The organism is Shewanella sp. SM21 (assembly GCF_025654335.1).
Lineage (GTDB): Bacteria > Pseudomonadota > Gammaproteobacteria > Enterobacterales > Shewanellaceae > Shewanella > Shewanella oncorhynchi.
Genome location: NZ_JAKKRL010000012.1, coordinates 136,794 through 152,656, shown reverse-complemented (window position 1 = coordinate 152,656; position 15,863 = coordinate 136,794). Strand labels below are relative to the sequence as shown.

Below are 15,863 nucleotides of genomic sequence, written 5' to 3'. Positions count from 1 at the left end.
ACTCAGAAGTGAAACGCAAACGCGCCGATGGTAGTGTGGGGTCTCCCCATGTGAGAGTAGGTCATCGCCAAGCGCCTAATTTAGGTTAACGTGTAGACGTTAAGCTAAAGGAGCGGTAGTTCAGTTGGTTAGAATACCGGCCTGTCACGCCGGGGGTCGCGGGTTCGAGTCCCGTCCGCTCCGCCAACATTAAGAGATAAGCCTCATCGAAAGATGAGGCTTTTTTCGTTATGGCGTCGCGGATAATTCGTGTCAGTGACGCACATGCTTCGGGCTCGAAGTATGTGGTTATCCTTATACTCGGCCATCATGTAGATGAAATCCTTATCAGAATATGACGCTTTCGCTTCAATGTTAAAAATCAAAACCTACTTTTTTGCCGATCTTTATTCCACTTTATCGATAGTGTTTCTTTCACGTTCTGAAAACCTCCTGTGCGCGACTTGGCAGTATTGACCTGTGACACTGATCTCGGACAAATTAAACGGTATAATGCCTTATGTCTTTCATGAGTAACGAAAATGAATTGTCGTCTTGGGTGTGGTGCTTGTTGTATTGCGCCTTCAATAAGCAGCAGTATTCCGGGTATGCCAAAGGGTAAGGCGGCGGGTGAGCGTTGTGTGCAATTGAGCGATGCCAATTTATGTTTGATTTTCGGCTCGCCTGATCGTCCTGCGGTTTGTAGTGATTTCGATGCATCTGAAGATGTTTGTGGTCATTCGAACGAAGAGGCGCTTTGGTTGATTACCCAACTCGAATCTCAGACCTCTCATTAAGTTTATCGCTGACAGGTGAAATATGCAGTTAACTCGTTATACCGATTTTGGCGTTCGTACCCTGATGTATTTAGCGGTTCAGCCAGATAGAACAACTTTATTTAGGATTGCTGAAATTACGCAGGTGTTTGATCTGTCACCAAATCATGTTTCTAAGATAGTGCATCATTTAGGCAAGATGGGTTACCTTGAAACCATCCGCGGTAAGATGGGTGGTTTCCGTTTGGGTAAGCCTGCGAGTGAGATTAACCTAGGCCAGTTAGTTCGAGTATTAGAAAACTCACTCGCACCGATTGATTGCAGCAAACCTTACTGCCGATTTACACCAGCCTGTAAGCTTAAAGGCGTGTTAGCCCAAGCTGTTGAAGCTTATTTGAATGTGCTGGATCAATATACTTTGCTGGATATTGTGAGTAACCGTGATGAGTTAGTCGCCTTGCTGCCAGACTTTTCTATTTCAGTACTGCAACTGGATTAGTACCACTTTTAAGTGCAATACCGATGGGGAGCAAACTCGATGCTGGCACCAGATCAATCCCCTCGGTTTTAAGTCTGTGTAGGTTAGCCTCCAAGAAGCGCATAGTTTCCGGATAAGGATGGGCAATCGCCACCAAGCTACCTTGGGTATGTGCCTGACTTATCATTAAGTTAAATTGTCTCTCGAGTGCATTGGCACTAGTATCATTGTCTAGAAACAGTTGGCGTTTTAGTAAAGGAATGCCTAGCTTATCTGCGTTATCCCCAGCCTTAGTGAATCGTGTTGTCATACTATCGACAAAATACAGCTGCTTTTGTTTGAGTGTTTCCATGACCCAGAGCATGGGATCGTCCAGTTGAGTTAATAGACTCCCCATGTGGTTATTGGCACCTTTGGCAAAGGGAACGCTGTTAATCGCATCAATAACACTGGTGCGAATTTGTGCCTCAGTCATTGTATTGGTTAACCCCCCCAGCCCTAATGTCTTACCATTAAGCGCCTGCATGGGAAGATGTAGCATAATTTCGTGGCCTTTTTGGTGTCCTGCGTTAGCGAGTTCTTTGCCAAGTGGGGTATGAGGTAATACTGAGAGTGTTACTGTACTGGGCAGTGCCAGCACGGCTTTATCTGTATGACGATAACCTATGTCATCAATAATGAGTGCAAGCTGGGCTGCATAGCTTTGAGAAATGCTTAGGGCCAATAGGGCCAAGGAATAAAGTAAGCGCACAATTTCTTCTTATTCGTCATGGTGCTGTATCCATGCAATGGCAGAGGTCACTTGATGATCTTGGGCCAGTGATGCATGGGCTGATAGGGCGTCGATTATAGCTAAATTACCAACGCCGGAACCAGTTTCGGCGGCAATTTTTATGTCGGGGATGATCCCTATGTTGTGAATGTTTTCACCTCTAGGAGTATTGTACTGGGCAATTGTGAGTTTAATCGCGTTACCATCTTCTAAGATGGGGATCAGGCTTTGTACTGTACCTTTGCCAAAACTGGTTTCACCTAAGAGTTTAGCACGACCATTTTCTTGTAATGCGGCGGCGAGAACTTCGGATGCAGAGGCCGAGCCTTTGTTGATTAACACTAGCATAGGCACGTTAGTTAACATGGTTTGCGGTGAGGCATAGTAGTCAGAGTTGGCGTCGAAGAAGCGGCCAGAGGTTGAGACTATGCGTCCTTTGGCGAGAAAGAGATCCGCAATTTTAACCGCTTGGTCGAGTAGGCCGCCGGGATTATTACGTAGATCTAAGATAAGTCCTGTGAGTGGTTTGTTTTGCCATTGGCTGAGCGAGCGCACCATATCTTCGGTAGAGTTTTCTTGGAAGTTGCTTAATCTGACATAGCCAATATTGCCATCAAGCAGTTGAGTACTTACAGACTCTATAGTGATATTGCTTGGCTTGAGTGACACTTTAAAGGTGGCATCGTCATTACTGTGTTTTAGCTCTAAGTTAATACTCTGATTATTGAGACTATGTTTTTTTATTTCAGTAAGGATATCGGCTAGATTCGTTTCAGTCGCCAGGGTGTCGTTAAGTTTAATAATAATATCGCCCGCACGTATTCCCGCTTGCTCTGCGGGAGAATGGGCAAAGGGGGCTATGATGCTGATGTGGTCTTTTTGGGCCGCGACTTCGAAACCGAAACCAAAATACTCGCCGCGATTAGAATCTTTAAGATCGAGTAATTCTTGATGATTCAAGAAGCTGGAATAGGGGTCGAGATGTTCAAAAATGCCTTTGATGGCGGCCTGCACTAGCTCTTCTTTGGGAACGGTTTTGATATAGTAAGTTTCAACCGTTTCAAGTACATCTTGTAGTAATGGATAGTCAAAGTTGTCGCGGTAGGATTTAGCATTCTCTTGGCTGGAGAGGCTGATGGATAGGCCTAAAGTGAGACCTAATCCAACGCAACTGATATAGCGGATCATGTATTTCATAACGGTCCCCTGTGATAAGGGGACCGTTATGATTAGCGACAGTATTTCGCTGGATCGACGGCTTGCCCTTTGTGCCTTATTTCAAAGTATAGGCCAGGCTCGCTCTGTCCACCTGAACGTCCGACTAAAGCAATCGCTTCACCGCTTTTTACCATCTCACCAGGGCTTTTTAGTAGGGTTTGAGCGTGACCGTAAAGACTCATATAACCTTTACCGTGATCGATGACCATAACAAGACCAAAACCGCGTAACCAGTCGGCATAAATGACTTTACCACCTGAAACAGCTCGAATATTTTGCCCTTCTGGTGCAGACAACATAGTGCCTTTCCACACTACTTGACCGGAACGTTGGCTACCAAAGCTAGCACTCACACGACCTTTTGTTGGCCATTTAAGTTTTCCACTTTGTTTACCAAAGCCTTCCATGGAGGGGTTATCTTTCATGGCCCGGAGCGCTTGTTCAACGACGCGCTTTAAGCTGGCCTCTTCAATTTGCAACTGCTCAAGCTCTGCACCCTTAGAATTTAAGGTGCGTTGCAGCTCTTTGATGGTCAGTTGACGCTGATCTTGCTCTTGGCTCAAACGTTTAGCTTGTACTTGTTGTTCGGCCACGAGTTTGGTTAATTGCTTTTGCTTACTCGTTTGCGACACCTTGATCTCATCTAGCTCGGTCAAGGTTTGCTTTAATTCGTTGATCGACTTCATCCGCGCTTTATTGAGGTATTGGTAATAAGCCAACATACGCTCGATAGTGGCGGGACTTTGCTGATTAAGCATCATCTTAGTGTAATCGTGATTACCGGCAAGATAGGCGCTCGACAGCTGTTTCGACAGTGTTTGTTGTTGAGTCACCTTAAGCGTTTCTAACTCATCTTGACGTTGTTTTAGCTCGGCAAGTTTAGTGTCGATTTGCGCTAAGCTATTTTTGGTGCTGTTGACTTTTTTGGCCGCTGACGCAATCGCTTCTTCATCGCTACGCAGCAATGACAGCAGTTTTTCTCTTTGTTTACTGGTGGTTTTTAATGCGCTTTGTTGTTGATTTATTTGCGTTTGGATTGATTTTAACTCGGACTTACGCTTCTCCAAATCAGAAGCGTGTGCCGAGAAAGATAACATCATAAAGCCAGCAATAATGCTGGCTTTAACAAGGAGTCGAGTGCTCACTAGGTAACGGTTACTCTTTTATGTGGATTAAGGGTTTGCCCGTCATCTCAGCTGGAATGGCTTCGCCGATCAAGGTCAAGATGGTTGGTGCAACATCGCTGAGTTTACCACCTTCATCTATGGTCGCATCGCGTCCAACAAAGACGAAAGGCACGAGTTCACTGGTGTGGGCCGTGTGAGCCTGACCTGTGGTTTCGTCGGTCATTTGCTCGGCATTGCCGTGGTCGGCGGTAATAATACATTCTCCGCCTACTTTCGCCAGCGCATCAACCACACGGCCGATACAAGCGTCGACAGCTTCACAAGCTTTAACGGCGGCATCGAAATTACCTGTGTGGCCAACCATGTCACCATTGGGGTAGTTACAGATGATCACGTCGTACTTGGTTGATTCAATTGCTGCAACTAACTTGTCAGTCAGCTCAGCTGAACTCATCTCAGGCTGTAGATCGTAAGTTGCCACTTTAGGCGAGTTGATTAGGATGCGATCTTCTCCCTCGAATGGCTCTTCTTTACCGCCGTTAAAGAAGAAAGTCACATGGGCGTATTTCTCAGTTTCAGAGATACGCAGCTGAGTACGACCTTGTTTCTGCAGCACTTCACCTAAAGTATTCACTAAGTTTTCAGATGGATAAGCGATAGGGGCTGTGATGTCGCCAGCATACTCAGTCAAAGTGACGAAGTGCATTTTCGGCATTACAGCGCGTTCGAAACCATCGAAGTCTGGGTGAATAAAGCTACGGGTGATTTGACGGGCGCGGTCTGCACGGAAGTTCATAAAAATCAGGGCATCGCCGTCTTTTAAGGTCGCAACTTGACCGTTGGCATCTGTGATCGCCGATGAAGAGACGAATTCGTCGTTCTCGTTACGCTCGTAAGCGGCTTCTAATGCTGTAACGGCATTGTCGTATTGGAATTTTGACTTGCCTTGGGTGATTAAATCGTAGGCTTGCGACACGCGATCCCAACGATTATCCCTGTCCATAGCAAAGTAACGACCAATAATCGATGCGATACGGCCATGGCCTAATGTAGTAAACAGATCATCAAAATGGCTCAAGCTACCCTTAGCGCTGCGCGGTGGCGTATCGCGGCCGTCGAGGAAAGCGTGCAGATAAACCTGAGTTGCACCGCGCGCAACGGCCATACGGCACATAGCTTCGATATGCTCTTCATGGCTGTGGACGCCGCCGGGGGAAAGCAAGCCCATAATGTGCACAGCCCCGCCAGCTTTGATGGCTGAGTCTACCGCATCACATAGCGCAGGATTTTTTTCAAACTCATGATCTGCAATGGCTTTACTGATACGAGTGAGTTCTTGATAAACCACACGGCCAGAGCCTAAGTTAATATGGCCAACTTCAGAATTTCCCATCTGGCCATCAGGTAAGCCAACATCTAAGCCAGAACCTGAAATCAAACTATGGGGATATTTAGCGTTGAGACGGTCGAGTACCGGAGTCTTGGCGTGGAAAATCGCATTATTATGCGTGTTTTCACGGTAGCCCCAGCCATCGAGGATCAACAACGCGAGCGGACGTTTAGCTGTCGTCATAGTGATACCTTTAAGTTTTATAGAAGCGATAGAAATCTGAAATTGGTCAAATATTACTACGTTAGCGGGGTATGAAAAAGCGCTTTACCCCGATTAAGGTCATCGAATCACTAATTCGCTCGATTCTGTGAGTGGCTTGTGACAAGTACAGAGTCAATTGTACTAAAAGTGCGATCTCGAACTGTGACTAAACTGCTGCATTCTGCCAAGGCAATCGGTATACTCTGTGCCCTTATCGAATTTTCGCCATTTATGCGGGCAATCATCATGCAAGAATATATCGAATTTTTTAAAGCTCACTCAATGCTCAGTCTGGCTTGGGTGGGATTATTTGTTGTGCTTGTCGCGAGTATCATCAAATCTAGCATGTCAAAAATCAAAAGTATTTCTCATCAAGAATTAACGATTATGGTGAATAGACAGGATGCTAAAGTGGTTGATGTGCGCTCGAATGACGAGTTCCGCAAGGGCCATATTGTTGATGCACTTAACGTTACGCTCGCCGATATTAAAAATAATCAGATATCAGCCCTTGAAAAGTATAAAGCCAGTCCCATTATATTGGTATGCAATGCTGGCATGACCTCGTCTCAAGCCGCTCAGCTTTTGAGTAAGCAAGGTTTTGAAAGCCTGTACAACTTGAAAGGTGGTATGGGTGAATGGCAGGCAGCAAATATGCCTGTTTCAAAAAGCAAAAGATAAGTTGTCGGCGGCAGTTATGATTTAAGCTGCACTCCATCCACAGGATAGTGCAGTAATAAAGTCATCATTGTTTGGCATACTGATCCTACGGTCGCTAAGGGCTTAATGTAAGTTTTTAGACTGGTTCGATCGATACCCGAATATGGGTACAAGTTGGGATGATACCGAGATCTGATATAGGCCTTGAGTAACATAAGCCCCGAGCCAATTTACGTTCAAATAGTAATTGGCTTTCAAATAATAATTGGCTTTCAACGAAAAGCCGATACAACATTGATAGGATAGGTAGGAAATTATGGCTGAAGTAGCAAACAACGAACAACAAGCCCCACAATTCAACATCCAACGTGTTTACACTAAAGATGTGTCTTTCGAAACGCCTAACAGCCCAGCGGTATTCCAAAAAGAATGGAACCCAGAAGTTAAGTTAGATTTAGACACGCGCAGCGCTAAATTAGCTGATGATGTGTATGAAGTTGTCCTGTCTTTAACTGTGACTGCACAAAACGGTGGCGATACCGCTTTCCTATGTGAAGTACAACAAGCCGGTATCTTCTCTATCACGGGTCTGACTGAGCCACAACTGGCCCATTCATTAGGTGCATACTGCCCTAACATCCTATTCCCATATGCTCGCGAAACCGTGGGCAGCTTAGTTGGTCGTGGTACTTTCCCACAACTGAACTTAGCACCTGTTAACTTCGACGCGCTGTTTGCCCAATACGTGCAACAACGTCAAGCTGCTGCGACTGCACCAGCTGCCGAAGAAGCTAACGCTTAATTACATGAAAAACTCTGCCGATATCACGGTATTAGGGGCGGGCTCTTATGGCTCCGCCCTTGCCATTTCTTTAGCCAGCAACGGTCATAAGACCTTGTTATGGGGACACGATCCTGTCCACATGCAAACGCTCGCTCAAGACAAGTGCAACCAAGCTTTTTTGCCTGGTATTGCGTTTCCTGATTGTTTACAGATCGAAGCCGATTTAGCCAAAGCCTTAGCCGCCAGCAACAATGTGTTAGTGGTCGTACCAAGCCATGTGTTTGGTACTGTGCTTGAGCAAGCTAAACCGTTACTCCGTAGCGATGCGCGCATCGTATGGGCAACGAAAGGGCTCGAGCCTGAAACCGGACGTTTGCTGCAAGATGTGGCCCGTGATGTGTTAGGTGAGCAATATCCGCTGGCGGTGTTATCTGGGCCGACCTTTGCGAAAGAATTAGCTATGGGTTTACCTACGGCCATTTCAGTTGCGGGCACTTGTCCTACGTTCACTAACGATCTCGTTGAGCTGTTACATAGCCCTAAACGTTTGCGGGTTTACGCCAATGACGACTTTACCGGACTGCAACTTGGCGGCGCGGTAAAGAACGTGATCGCGATTGGCGCGGGCATGTCCGACGGTATCGGCTTTGGTGCCAATGCCAGAACAGCCTTGATTACCCGTGGTTTAGTCGAATTGACGCGTTTAGGCGAAGCCTTAGGTGCCAATGCGGCCACTTTTATGGGCATGGCGGGGTTAGGCGACTTAGTGTTGACCTGTACCGACAACCAATCCCGTAACCGTCGTTTCGGTTTAGCCTTAGGTAAAGGTTGTGATGTGATGACAGCACAGGCTGAAATCGGCCAAGTGGTTGAAGGTTATCGCAATACCAAAGAAGTGTTTACACTTGCGAAACGCCTCGGGGTTGAAATGCCGATCACTGAGCAGATTTACCAAGTCTTGTATCAAGGCAAAGCGCCGGTCGATGCTGCTAAAGAGCTGCTCAGCAGAGAAAAGAAATCAGAAACGCCTACGCAATAAACCGCGAGCCGTGATGATGCTGTAATGCCGAATAAAGGAAAGGGTGCTAAAATAGCGCCCTTTTTTGTGCCCGGACTTCTGGTGTGCAAGATGTATCCCCGGTCATCAGGGCCCTTGATGTTCCCGACATCAGACGGGCATTCCCTCCATCCCTGGAGGTCAGATGGTGAAAGAGAGGATTTATACACGGAAGTATTTATCCCCGGTCGCCAGGGATGGTGAAAGAGGGGATTTGTACCTAACGTTTGAGCTTATCTTTGCTCCGTTTAGCTGTTGCATGACTTGCTTGCTAAAGGTTCGCGAGTCATCAAATTGCCCGTTGGCAGACAATACCAATCAATTTATCTGTGTGGAGTAAGAGCGTGAAACATCATGATGTCATTATTATCGGAGCCGGCGCCGCGGGATTAATGTGTGCAGCGACCGCGGGTTACCGAGGCCGTGATGTACTCGTACTCGACAATGCCAAGCAAGCTGGGCGTAAAATCCTCATCAGCGGCGGCGGGCGTTGTAACTTTACCAACCTTAAAGTTGAGCCCGCTAACTTCCTCTGTGGCAATCCCCACTTTGTTAAATCGGCACTCGCGCGTTATCCGTCGCAGCAGTTTATTGAACTGGTCGAGCGCCACGGCATTGAATACCATGAGCGCGATCACGGCCAACTGTTCTGCAATGACTCGGCTAAAGAGATAGTCACTATGCTATTGACCGAGTGTGAATGGGCAGGCGTGACCATTAAGCTGCGCACCGATATTCTGGCCGTTAAAAAGACCGAGGCAGGGCGCTTTGAGCTCAACACCTCTAACGGCGAACTGAGCTGCGACTCACTGGTTATCGCCACGGGCGGTTTATCCATGCCTAAACTCGGCGCCACGCCTTACGGTTATCAACTGGCCGAGCAGTTTGGCCTCAAAGTATTGCCAACTCACGCGGGTCTGGTGCCTTTTACATGGCACAGTGAAGATAAAATTCGTTTCGAACCTCTGTCAGGCATTGCCGTACCGAGCCGCATTACCGCTAAAGATGGCACTGTGTTCAGCGAAGCCTTACTCTTTACCCACCGCGGCTTATCTGGCCCTGCCATTTTGCAGATTTCCAACTATTGGAAAGCGGGCGAAACCATAGAAATCGATCTTTTGCCGAATATGGATTTGGCGCAATTGCTTGAGCAGCAGCTCACTGCGCATCCAAAACAAAGCCTGCGCAATACACTTAGCCAATGGTTACCTAAACGGCTGGTGGAAGTACTATTCGATGAAGCCCTGTTGAATAAAGCCTTAAATCAGCTAGTTCACGCTGAGCGTGCAACACTTGTGGATGATCTCCACCGCTGGACAGTATTGATGAATGGCACCGAAGGCTACCGCACCGCCGAAGTGACCTTAGGTGGTATTGATAGTAATGAATTGTCATCTAAAACCATGGAAGCCAGCAAAGTCGCAGGACTCTACTTTATCGGTGAAGTCATGGACGTAAGTGGTTGGTTAGGCGGGTTTAATTTTCAATGGGCCTGGGCATCTGGCGTGGCTGCAGGACAAGCGGTTTAGTCTCTAACTTGCAAGAGTAATGAGTTTAAAACCCTGACTGTTTGAACTCATCAAAGCCAATCTTCTAGCTAAATCAGCAAGACGGCTGAATCGTATATTGCGATCACTATTGCAACAGTGGCAATCTTAACGACCACTGAACTGTTCATCTGGCTAAAAGATATTACCCCAAAACTAGATAAGTTTGTCGTCAGGTGTACAGGATGAATTGTTATTGTTTCCCCTGTGACACGCCATAAATTCATCCCTGAGGGCTCGACGGCGGCATCCATGCCGCCAACGGTCACAGTTGCCACAATGCCAATCTTTACGACCATTGAACTGTTCATCTGGCTAAAAGCTTTTGCCCCAAAGCTGGCTAGCATTCATTTAGTGAATTGAAAACTGACGAATGAATTGCCCTACAAAATCTCATCTATTTACCCAATGTTTGGCCCTACCGTAAAGCGATTACAATATATGGGTATACAGTCGTATTTAAATTTAGATGCTTTTGAGTGTTTTTAAACTCATTAGTTTGCGCGTTTTTCCGGATGGTGTATTAGATAAAAAGCTGATAAGTTCTTTGCAATACAAGCAGTTAATGATGCGCGTTTTTACTGGTCTAATGAGGTAAACGCGCATGCGCACTAATAAAATGTTATGTGAAAATATTATGAATCATATAGTCGAAGTAGAAAAATATTTTGGGTGCACTCTACCTAAAACCTATCGACAATTCCTTTTGTCCTTCGACAAAGAGCTGGACGGAGATGTTTACCTTTATTTGCCAGATATGCTTATTGAGAGAAATGAGTGCTATCAAACAAAGGAATACGCTCCAGACTATATTAATATCGGTAGTGATGGCGGTGGTATGGCATTTATTCTTAAACTTAGTGATCAAGATCCGAAAGTTGCTCTTATAGATCATGGAAGCATGGACCCTGAGTTAAGTGAGTTTGTTTGTAGCAGTTTTAGTGAATGGGTGGCTTCAGATTTTGAATACGATGAAGAGTAATCACATAACCAGGCCATCAAAGACCGCCCACAAAAGGCCGTGGGCTGGACTCGCTTCGCTCGCCCTTTATGGCGGCGTTATATGCTTAAAGGGATTTAGTAACTTTAAATGAACGTTATAAAACTTAGAAAGTTGGCAATATCTGCCTTTATTTTTTGTTTTGTATTATTTCTGTGGTCATATTATCGGATGGAAACGTGTGGTTATGATTGCGGCATATTTACACTTCATAATGGAGGCTCAACAGTTTTTTATTATTTGCTATCCTTCTGGCTCGGGTTAGCATTTCTAGCGACTTTCTTGGGATCTACTTATTATTTATTTAGACTTAAACGCAAAATCAATTAATACTAAATTAAAACGACAAAGGTAGTAAATTGCACGCATATAACAAAAACATCATGGTGGGAATTTTACTCGCTGAAAAAGCGCTCCTAAAATCCCCATATGTTAAGCGTTAGCCCATAGAAATTTTAATTCGAAATTCACTAATTCGAGCTAAAAGTCTAACTCGGAATTGTCCAAAAACGAGTCACATATCTTCTTTAAAACAAACAGGCTACACCGATGTTAAACAGGAGATCCATGGTGATTAGCGAGACGACCGTCCGCCCCATGGACGGGGCGGTCGAGCATCCACGGATGGGCTAGCTGCGTGTCGTCGAGCAAATACCATGGCTCGCCTATAATTCAGCGCTTTCAGAGCCAACTCAATTACCTCGCAGGCTCAGCGTTACAAACCTCTGATGGTCTGTAAATTTGTTGTATCACACACCAATAACCTTTACCCAATCGCCAGTTTAGTTTCTGCGTAGCGCAGTTTCTTGGTCCTTGGGCTGGCGAGGAAGTAGGCGAGTACGAGTGGGCCGAGGCGACCCATGAACATTATAAAAATGATGATGGCTTGGCCTAGAGTGGTTAAGTTGCCTGTCAAACCGCGGGACAAACCGACTGTGCCCAGTGCCGATACGGCCTCAAAGACGATATCAATTAACGGTGCGTTTTCACTTAATACCAGTGCGAAGATGGCTAGCCAAGTGACGCCAATGGAGATCATGGTTAGCGCCAAGGCTTTGCTGACGGTATCTTTGGGGATCTCGCGCTTAAACACATAAATGGCTTCATCGCGGCGTAAATAGCCATAAGTAGCCAAGATGAGCACCATAAAGGTGACCACCTTAATACCACTGGCGGTGCTTAATGAGCCGCCGCCAATAAACATCAATACCAGCATGAGTAGCGTTGTACCATCTTCGAGTTGGTCTATGGCTAGCGTATTAAAGCCTGCGGTGCGCGGTGTCACGGCTTGAAACCATGAGGCTAACCATTTCCCGAGTTCGCTTAAGGGCGCCAAGGTATTGGGGTTGTTGTACTCAATAAAGTAAATCGCAATTACGGCGACGGCGTTGATAATTATAGTGCCTGTGATCATCATGCGGCTGTAAACGCTGAGTTTTGACCAACGTTTGTTCCTACGAAGATCTATCCACACCGAGAATCCAAGGCCACCTATGATGAGCAGGCCCGTGATGGTGAGATTTATGACAGGATCGGCAACATAGGGCATTAGGCTGTCGGCACTGAGGGCAAAACCTGCGTTGTTAAAAGCGCTGATGGTGTAGAAAAAACCGTGGAATAAGCTGGTTTGCCAGCCGAGTTCCTGACTCCAGTACACGGAAAGAATGGCCATGCCTACGGCTTCAACCAATAAGGAAAACACTAACACTGATTTTGCCGTTGACACTAGAGTAGATGTATCTGTTTGATTAAAAGCCTCTTTTGCGACTGTTTGGTGTAAAAAACCAATTCTGCCGCCAATGGCGATCAAGGTGACAATGGCAAAGGTCATCAGCCCAAGTCCACCGCATTGAATTAACAGCGCTATGACGATTTGCCCAAAGGGCGTAAAAACAGTGCCAGTATCGACAACAACCAGCCCTGTAACTGTTACTGCCGAGGTGGCCGTGAACAGACTTTGTAGCCACGTAATAGACGATTCGGTTGCTATGGGCAGTTTGAGTAAGCAAGTGCCTAAGATGATCAACAATGCAAAGCTCACGCTTAGGATGAAGGGCGGTGCGCCTAACAGCTTTTTAGTCGACTTGGGTTTATGCTCAATCGCCATGATGGAGGGATGCCATTGAACCAAGTTACACCAACCTTGGCGCTAGGTATTTGAGCTCAGTACGGCTACCGCAGAGCAGTAAGGCGTCATTCGTTTGCAGGATAAATTGACTATCAATTTTGCTGAAAACCGTCAGATCCCGCTTAACCATAATGGCGGCGACTTTGCCTTTAGGATTGCGTATCACATTGCTTTTTGCATCATCTTTAACATCATCCTGTGCAGCGCCTAGGAGTTGGCTGACAGTAGTTTGATCAAGGTGAGGCTTGATATGGATTTCGACTACATAGAGACCATCACCAATCGGCAGGAAATTGTTCACCATAGGATAGTTGAGTGACTGGGCGACACGTATGCCCATTTCTTCCTCTGGATGTATGATGCGGGCGACGCCGAGTTTAGAGACGATAGTGTGATGGGCTTTAGTGCTGGCCTTGACCCAAATGACTTCTACTCCCAGATTTTTCAGTGCCAAGGTGCACAGCAAACTTGATTGCATATCTTCGCCAATTGCGACCAGAACGGCTTCACTGTTTGCGAGGTCTAGCTCACGTAGTGCGGCTTCGTCGGAACAATCACAAATAACCGCTTCGGTTAAGTCTTCTACGTATTTTTCCACCATTTTAGGGTCACTATCCACGCCAGTGACCGTGTGGCCTAAGTGGATCAATTCTAGGCTAGCGGCGACACCAAATCGCCCTAAGCCAATAACGGTAAAATGTGCCATTAAAATATCCTTTTCTATTTTATAACAAATGCTTATCTATTGTTTGTTAAGCGATAACCTAGGCCCGCTTCTGTCTTAATGAGCTGCTGCTCGCTGCTGTCATTGAGTTTTTTACGTAACTGACTGACTAAGATCCGCAGATAATGACTGTCTTCTTGATGGGTTTTACCCCAAATATCCCGCAGTAATTCAGTTTGTTTAACGAGCTGACCAGGGTGAGACATTAAGGTCTCCATCAGGGCAAACTCCTTTTTGGTTAAGGCGATTTCTTGCTGATCGAGCCAAAGCTGGTGGGTACTTTTTTGCAACTTAAGTGCGCCAAACTGCAGTAAATCACTTAATGGCGGTTCATCGACTAAATCGCGGACTAAAACCTTGATGCGAGCGATTAACTCCCTGATCCCAAATGGCTTGCTGAGATAGTCATTGGCGCCTGCTTCCAAAAGACGAATTTTTTCTTCCTCTTGATCGCGGGCGGTTAAGATAAGCACAGGCACTTTGTCACTCTGACGTAGGGTTTGCAGCAAGCTGATGCCATCACCATCGGGTAGGCCAAGATCGAGCACTAACACGTGTGGCTGCTGCGCATGATATTGCGCTAGGGCTGACGCAATCGAGGCGGCGCCATGATATTCGAATCCTTCCGCTTCTAACGATATCCGCATAAAAGTGTGGATTTGCGCTTCGTCATCGACGACCAGCACCTTATAAGCCATTTATTCCTCTCCCTTTTTTATCGGCAATGCGATACGAATAAGGCTGCCATGAGCGACAGGTTCGGCGCTGATCTGGCCACCATGGGCGGTAATTATGCCCTTAGCAACAGCAAGCCCAAGGCCCGAGCCGCTATCGGTTGAGGGATGCTGGCGATAAAAGAGTTCAAAAATTGCCTGCGCTTGAGCGGGTTCTATGCCAAGACCCTCATCTTGGATATCTAACAATAATGCATCGCCCTGCTGATACGCCTTTACTATGACTTGCTTATCAGAAGGCGAATAGCGCAGCGCATTATCCAATACATTAAAAATAGCTTGCTCAATCAATGAACTGCAGATCATCAGTGACGGTAGATCGGCGTCACTCTTGATGATAATGCGCGGCTGCGTGGCTGGAAAACGGGCAATAGCTTGGTGCAATACATTCACTATTGCGTCTTCACTCAAGCTAAATTTGAGTGCGCCGTGTTGTAACTTAGTGGCCTGTAATAGGTTTTCGATATATTGGTGCAGGCGATGGCTTTCGGCGGCCGCGCTATCAATCAACTCATCCTTTTGGTCTGGGCTGAGCTTAGGCATGTATTCCTTTAGGGTGGTGAGCGTGCCAATGATAGTGGCGAGTGGGGTGCGTAAATCGTGGGAAACCGACAGCAAAATACTGTTGCGTAACTGAGCTTGTTCGAGAGCATCTTGCTGGCGTCGATAGTGTTCGGCTAATTTGCTGGTGGTGAGGGCGACAAGCAGAAACACACTGAGATTGAGAATGTCCTCAAGATTAAACATCTGGAGTGAATAACGTGGTGTGGTAAATAGAAAATTAAAGCTGGTCGCCTCAAATACTGCCGCAAAATAGGCTAAGTTGGCGTTGCATTGTAGGGCTACGGCCACTACGGCCAATTGTAAAATCAGCAGTACGGCGATAGTCGAGTTTGAAAAGTGATCGATAAAGGCGCTGCTGAAAATGGCCGTCACTAGCACTATGAAGGTAAATAAAGTCGGGTGCGAACGCCAGTATTGTGTCATGGGAGCCGCTATGGATGAAGTCATGAATAGAAAGACGCATATAAAGAAAGTGCCTGTACTTTAGCAAAGGCATTTTAAGATAGCGCGTAAAAATGCCGTAAAATTTGTAACCTTGTGAGTGGCTTAGCTTGCACTTAGCTTAGGCAAATCGAGCTTGTTCACATCACACTTTGGCTAAATGATAAGGCTTACCGCATACACTCATGTTGTAAGCCTTAACCCTTGCGCAGGCCATTACGTATGATGCCAAAGCGCCTATCCAACCACTAACCCTGAATTATTTACCTGCCTGTCATTG

The 15,863-nt window shown here is 46.3% G+C and carries 16 protein-coding genes and 1 tRNA gene; 8 read left to right on the top strand and 9 right to left on the bottom strand.

Annotated elements, in window-relative coordinates; all coding sequences use genetic code 11:
- Positions 1 to 109: 109 nt before the first annotated feature.
- The 3 genes from L5L94_RS16710 (at position 110) to L5L94_RS16700 (ending at position 1,254) form a co-directional block, all read left to right on the top strand.
- A tRNA-Asp gene (locus L5L94_RS16710) sits at positions 110 to 186 on the top strand.
- Between the two features lie 335 nt (positions 187 to 521).
- Positions 522 to 776 carry a YkgJ family cysteine cluster protein gene (locus L5L94_RS16705; protein ID WP_173242460.1) on the top strand — a complete coding sequence of 85 codons (255 nt, stop codon included), beginning with the start codon at positions 522 to 524 and terminating at the stop codon, positions 774 to 776.
- Between the two features lie 22 nt (positions 777 to 798).
- The gene (locus L5L94_RS16700; RefSeq protein WP_105250838.1) at positions 799 to 1,254 is read left to right on the top strand and encodes an Rrf2 family transcriptional regulator; all 456 of its coding nucleotides are present in this window, start codon (positions 799 to 801) and stop codon (positions 1,252 to 1,254) included.
- Here L5L94_RS16700 and L5L94_RS16695 read toward each other — a convergent pair.
- Genes L5L94_RS16695 through gpmM form a run of 4 tightly spaced genes read right to left on the bottom strand, consistent with a single transcriptional unit; the run spans position 1,229 to position 5,923 of the window.
- Positions 1,229 to 1,984 carry a divergent polysaccharide deacetylase family protein gene (locus L5L94_RS16695; RefSeq protein ID WP_105250839.1) on the bottom strand — a complete coding sequence of 252 codons (756 nt, stop codon included), beginning with the start codon at positions 1,982 to 1,984 and terminating at the stop codon, positions 1,229 to 1,231. The two genes, L5L94_RS16700 and L5L94_RS16695, sit on opposite strands and share 26 nt — an antisense overlap.
- Before the next feature lie 9 nt (positions 1,985 to 1,993).
- The gene (locus L5L94_RS16690) at positions 1,994 to 3,202 is read right to left on the bottom strand and encodes a S41 family peptidase (protein ID WP_113941203.1); all 1,209 of its coding nucleotides are present in this window, start codon (positions 3,200 to 3,202) and stop codon (positions 1,994 to 1,996) included.
- A 32-nt stretch (positions 3,203 to 3,234) separates the two neighbouring features.
- Positions 3,235 to 4,368: a murein hydrolase activator EnvC family protein gene (locus tag L5L94_RS16685; protein WP_113941204.1), complete on the bottom strand. Its 1,134-nt coding sequence runs from the start codon at positions 4,366 to 4,368 to the stop codon at positions 3,235 to 3,237.
- Positions 4,369 to 4,378: 10 nt separating this feature from the next.
- Positions 4,379 to 5,923: a 2,3-bisphosphoglycerate-independent phosphoglycerate mutase gene (gene gpmM, locus L5L94_RS16680; RefSeq protein ID WP_105250842.1), complete on the bottom strand. Its 1,545-nt coding sequence runs from the start codon at positions 5,921 to 5,923 to the stop codon at positions 4,379 to 4,381.
- Positions 5,924 to 6,190: 267 nt separating this feature from the next.
- Between gpmM and L5L94_RS16675 the strand changes: the two genes are divergently transcribed.
- The 4 genes from L5L94_RS16675 to L5L94_RS16660 all read left to right on the top strand — a co-directional run bounded on the left by L5L94_RS16675 (position 6,191) and on the right by L5L94_RS16660 (position 9,974).
- On the top strand, positions 6,191 to 6,625 hold the full coding sequence (locus tag L5L94_RS16675) for a rhodanese-like domain-containing protein (RefSeq protein ID WP_263164163.1): 435 nt from the start codon (positions 6,191 to 6,193) through the stop codon (positions 6,623 to 6,625).
- Between the two features lie 295 nt (positions 6,626 to 6,920).
- Positions 6,921 to 7,406, top strand: a complete 486-nt coding sequence (gene secB, locus L5L94_RS16670; RefSeq protein ID WP_006083777.1) for a protein-export chaperone SecB — start codon at positions 6,921 to 6,923, stop codon at positions 7,404 to 7,406.
- A gap of 4 nt (positions 7,407 to 7,410) precedes the next feature.
- Positions 7,411 to 8,427: an NAD(P)H-dependent glycerol-3-phosphate dehydrogenase gene (gene gpsA / locus L5L94_RS16665; RefSeq protein ID WP_105250843.1), complete on the top strand. Its 1,017-nt coding sequence runs from the start codon at positions 7,411 to 7,413 to the stop codon at positions 8,425 to 8,427.
- Between the two features lie 362 nt (positions 8,428 to 8,789).
- Positions 8,790 to 9,974 carry an NAD(P)/FAD-dependent oxidoreductase gene (locus L5L94_RS16660; RefSeq protein WP_263164153.1) on the top strand — a complete coding sequence of 395 codons (1,185 nt, stop codon included), beginning with the start codon at positions 8,790 to 8,792 and terminating at the stop codon, positions 9,972 to 9,974.
- A 68-nt stretch (positions 9,975 to 10,042) separates the two neighbouring features.
- Here the strand turns inward: L5L94_RS16660 and L5L94_RS16655 are convergent, their stop codons facing one another.
- Positions 10,043 to 10,291, bottom strand: coding sequence for a hypothetical protein (locus tag L5L94_RS16655; protein WP_263164151.1), 249 nt, complete (start codon positions 10,289 to 10,291; stop codon positions 10,043 to 10,045).
- 305 nt (positions 10,292 to 10,596) lie between these two features.
- Between L5L94_RS16655 and L5L94_RS16650 the strand changes: the two genes are divergently transcribed.
- Positions 10,597 to 10,974 carry an SMI1/KNR4 family protein gene (locus tag L5L94_RS16650; protein ID WP_169546904.1) on the top strand — a complete coding sequence of 126 codons (378 nt, stop codon included), beginning with the start codon at positions 10,597 to 10,599 and terminating at the stop codon, positions 10,972 to 10,974.
- Between the two features lie 784 nt (positions 10,975 to 11,758).
- Here the strand turns inward: L5L94_RS16650 and L5L94_RS16645 are convergent.
- The 4 genes from L5L94_RS16645 to L5L94_RS16630 are packed head-to-tail and all read right to left on the bottom strand — an operon-like array spanning position 11,759 to position 15,589.
- A complete protein-coding gene (locus tag L5L94_RS16645; RefSeq protein ID WP_263164149.1) occupies positions 11,759 to 13,123 on the bottom strand; it encodes a TrkH family potassium uptake protein in 1,365 nt (454 codons plus the stop codon).
- A 1-nt stretch (position 13,124) separates the two neighbouring features.
- Positions 13,125 to 13,826 carry a potassium channel family protein gene (locus L5L94_RS16640; RefSeq protein WP_105250904.1) on the bottom strand — a complete coding sequence of 234 codons (702 nt, stop codon included), beginning with the start codon at positions 13,824 to 13,826 and terminating at the stop codon, positions 13,125 to 13,127.
- A gap of 32 nt (positions 13,827 to 13,858) precedes the next feature.
- On the bottom strand, positions 13,859 to 14,542 hold the full coding sequence (locus L5L94_RS16635) for a response regulator transcription factor (RefSeq protein WP_131524531.1): 684 nt from the start codon (positions 14,540 to 14,542) through the stop codon (positions 13,859 to 13,861).
- The gene (locus L5L94_RS16630) at positions 14,543 to 15,589 is read right to left on the bottom strand and encodes a PAS domain-containing sensor histidine kinase (RefSeq protein WP_263164148.1); all 1,047 of its coding nucleotides are present in this window, start codon (positions 15,587 to 15,589) and stop codon (positions 14,543 to 14,545) included. It abuts the gene before it with no gap.
- Positions 15,590 to 15,863: the final 274 nt, after the last annotated feature.

Coding starts and splice junctions, on each gene's coding strand:
- L5L94_RS16705 (WP_173242460.1), top strand. CDS start 522: ATGAATTGTCGTCTTGGGTGTGGTGCTTGTTGTATTGCGCCTTCAATA.
- L5L94_RS16700 (WP_105250838.1), top strand. CDS start 799: ATGCAGTTAACTCGTTATACCGATTTTGGCGTTCGTACCCTGATGTAT.
- L5L94_RS16690 (WP_113941203.1), bottom strand. CDS start 3,202: ATGAAATACATGATCCGCTATATCAGTTGCGTTGGATTAGGTCTCACT.
- gpmM (WP_105250842.1), bottom strand. CDS start 5,923: ATGACGACAGCTAAACGTCCGCTCGCGTTGTTGATCCTCGATGGCTGG.
- L5L94_RS16675 (WP_263164163.1), top strand. CDS start 6,191: ATGCAAGAATATATCGAATTTTTTAAAGCTCACTCAATGCTCAGTCTG.
- secB (WP_006083777.1), top strand. CDS start 6,921: ATGGCTGAAGTAGCAAACAACGAACAACAAGCCCCACAATTCAACATC.
- gpsA (WP_105250843.1), top strand. CDS start 7,411: ATGAAAAACTCTGCCGATATCACGGTATTAGGGGCGGGCTCTTATGGC.
- L5L94_RS16655 (WP_263164151.1), bottom strand. CDS start 10,291: ATGGTCGTAAAGATTGGCATTGTGGCAACTGTGACCGTTGGCGGCATG.
- L5L94_RS16650 (WP_169546904.1), top strand. CDS start 10,597: ATGCGCACTAATAAAATGTTATGTGAAAATATTATGAATCATATAGTC.
- L5L94_RS16640 (WP_105250904.1), bottom strand. CDS start 13,826: ATGGCACATTTTACCGTTATTGGCTTAGGGCGATTTGGTGTCGCCGCT.
- L5L94_RS16635 (WP_131524531.1), bottom strand. CDS start 14,542: ATGGCTTATAAGGTGCTGGTCGTCGATGACGAAGCGCAAATCCACACT.
- L5L94_RS16630 (WP_263164148.1), bottom strand. CDS start 15,589: ATGACTTCATCCATAGCGGCTCCCATGACACAATACTGGCGTTCGCAC.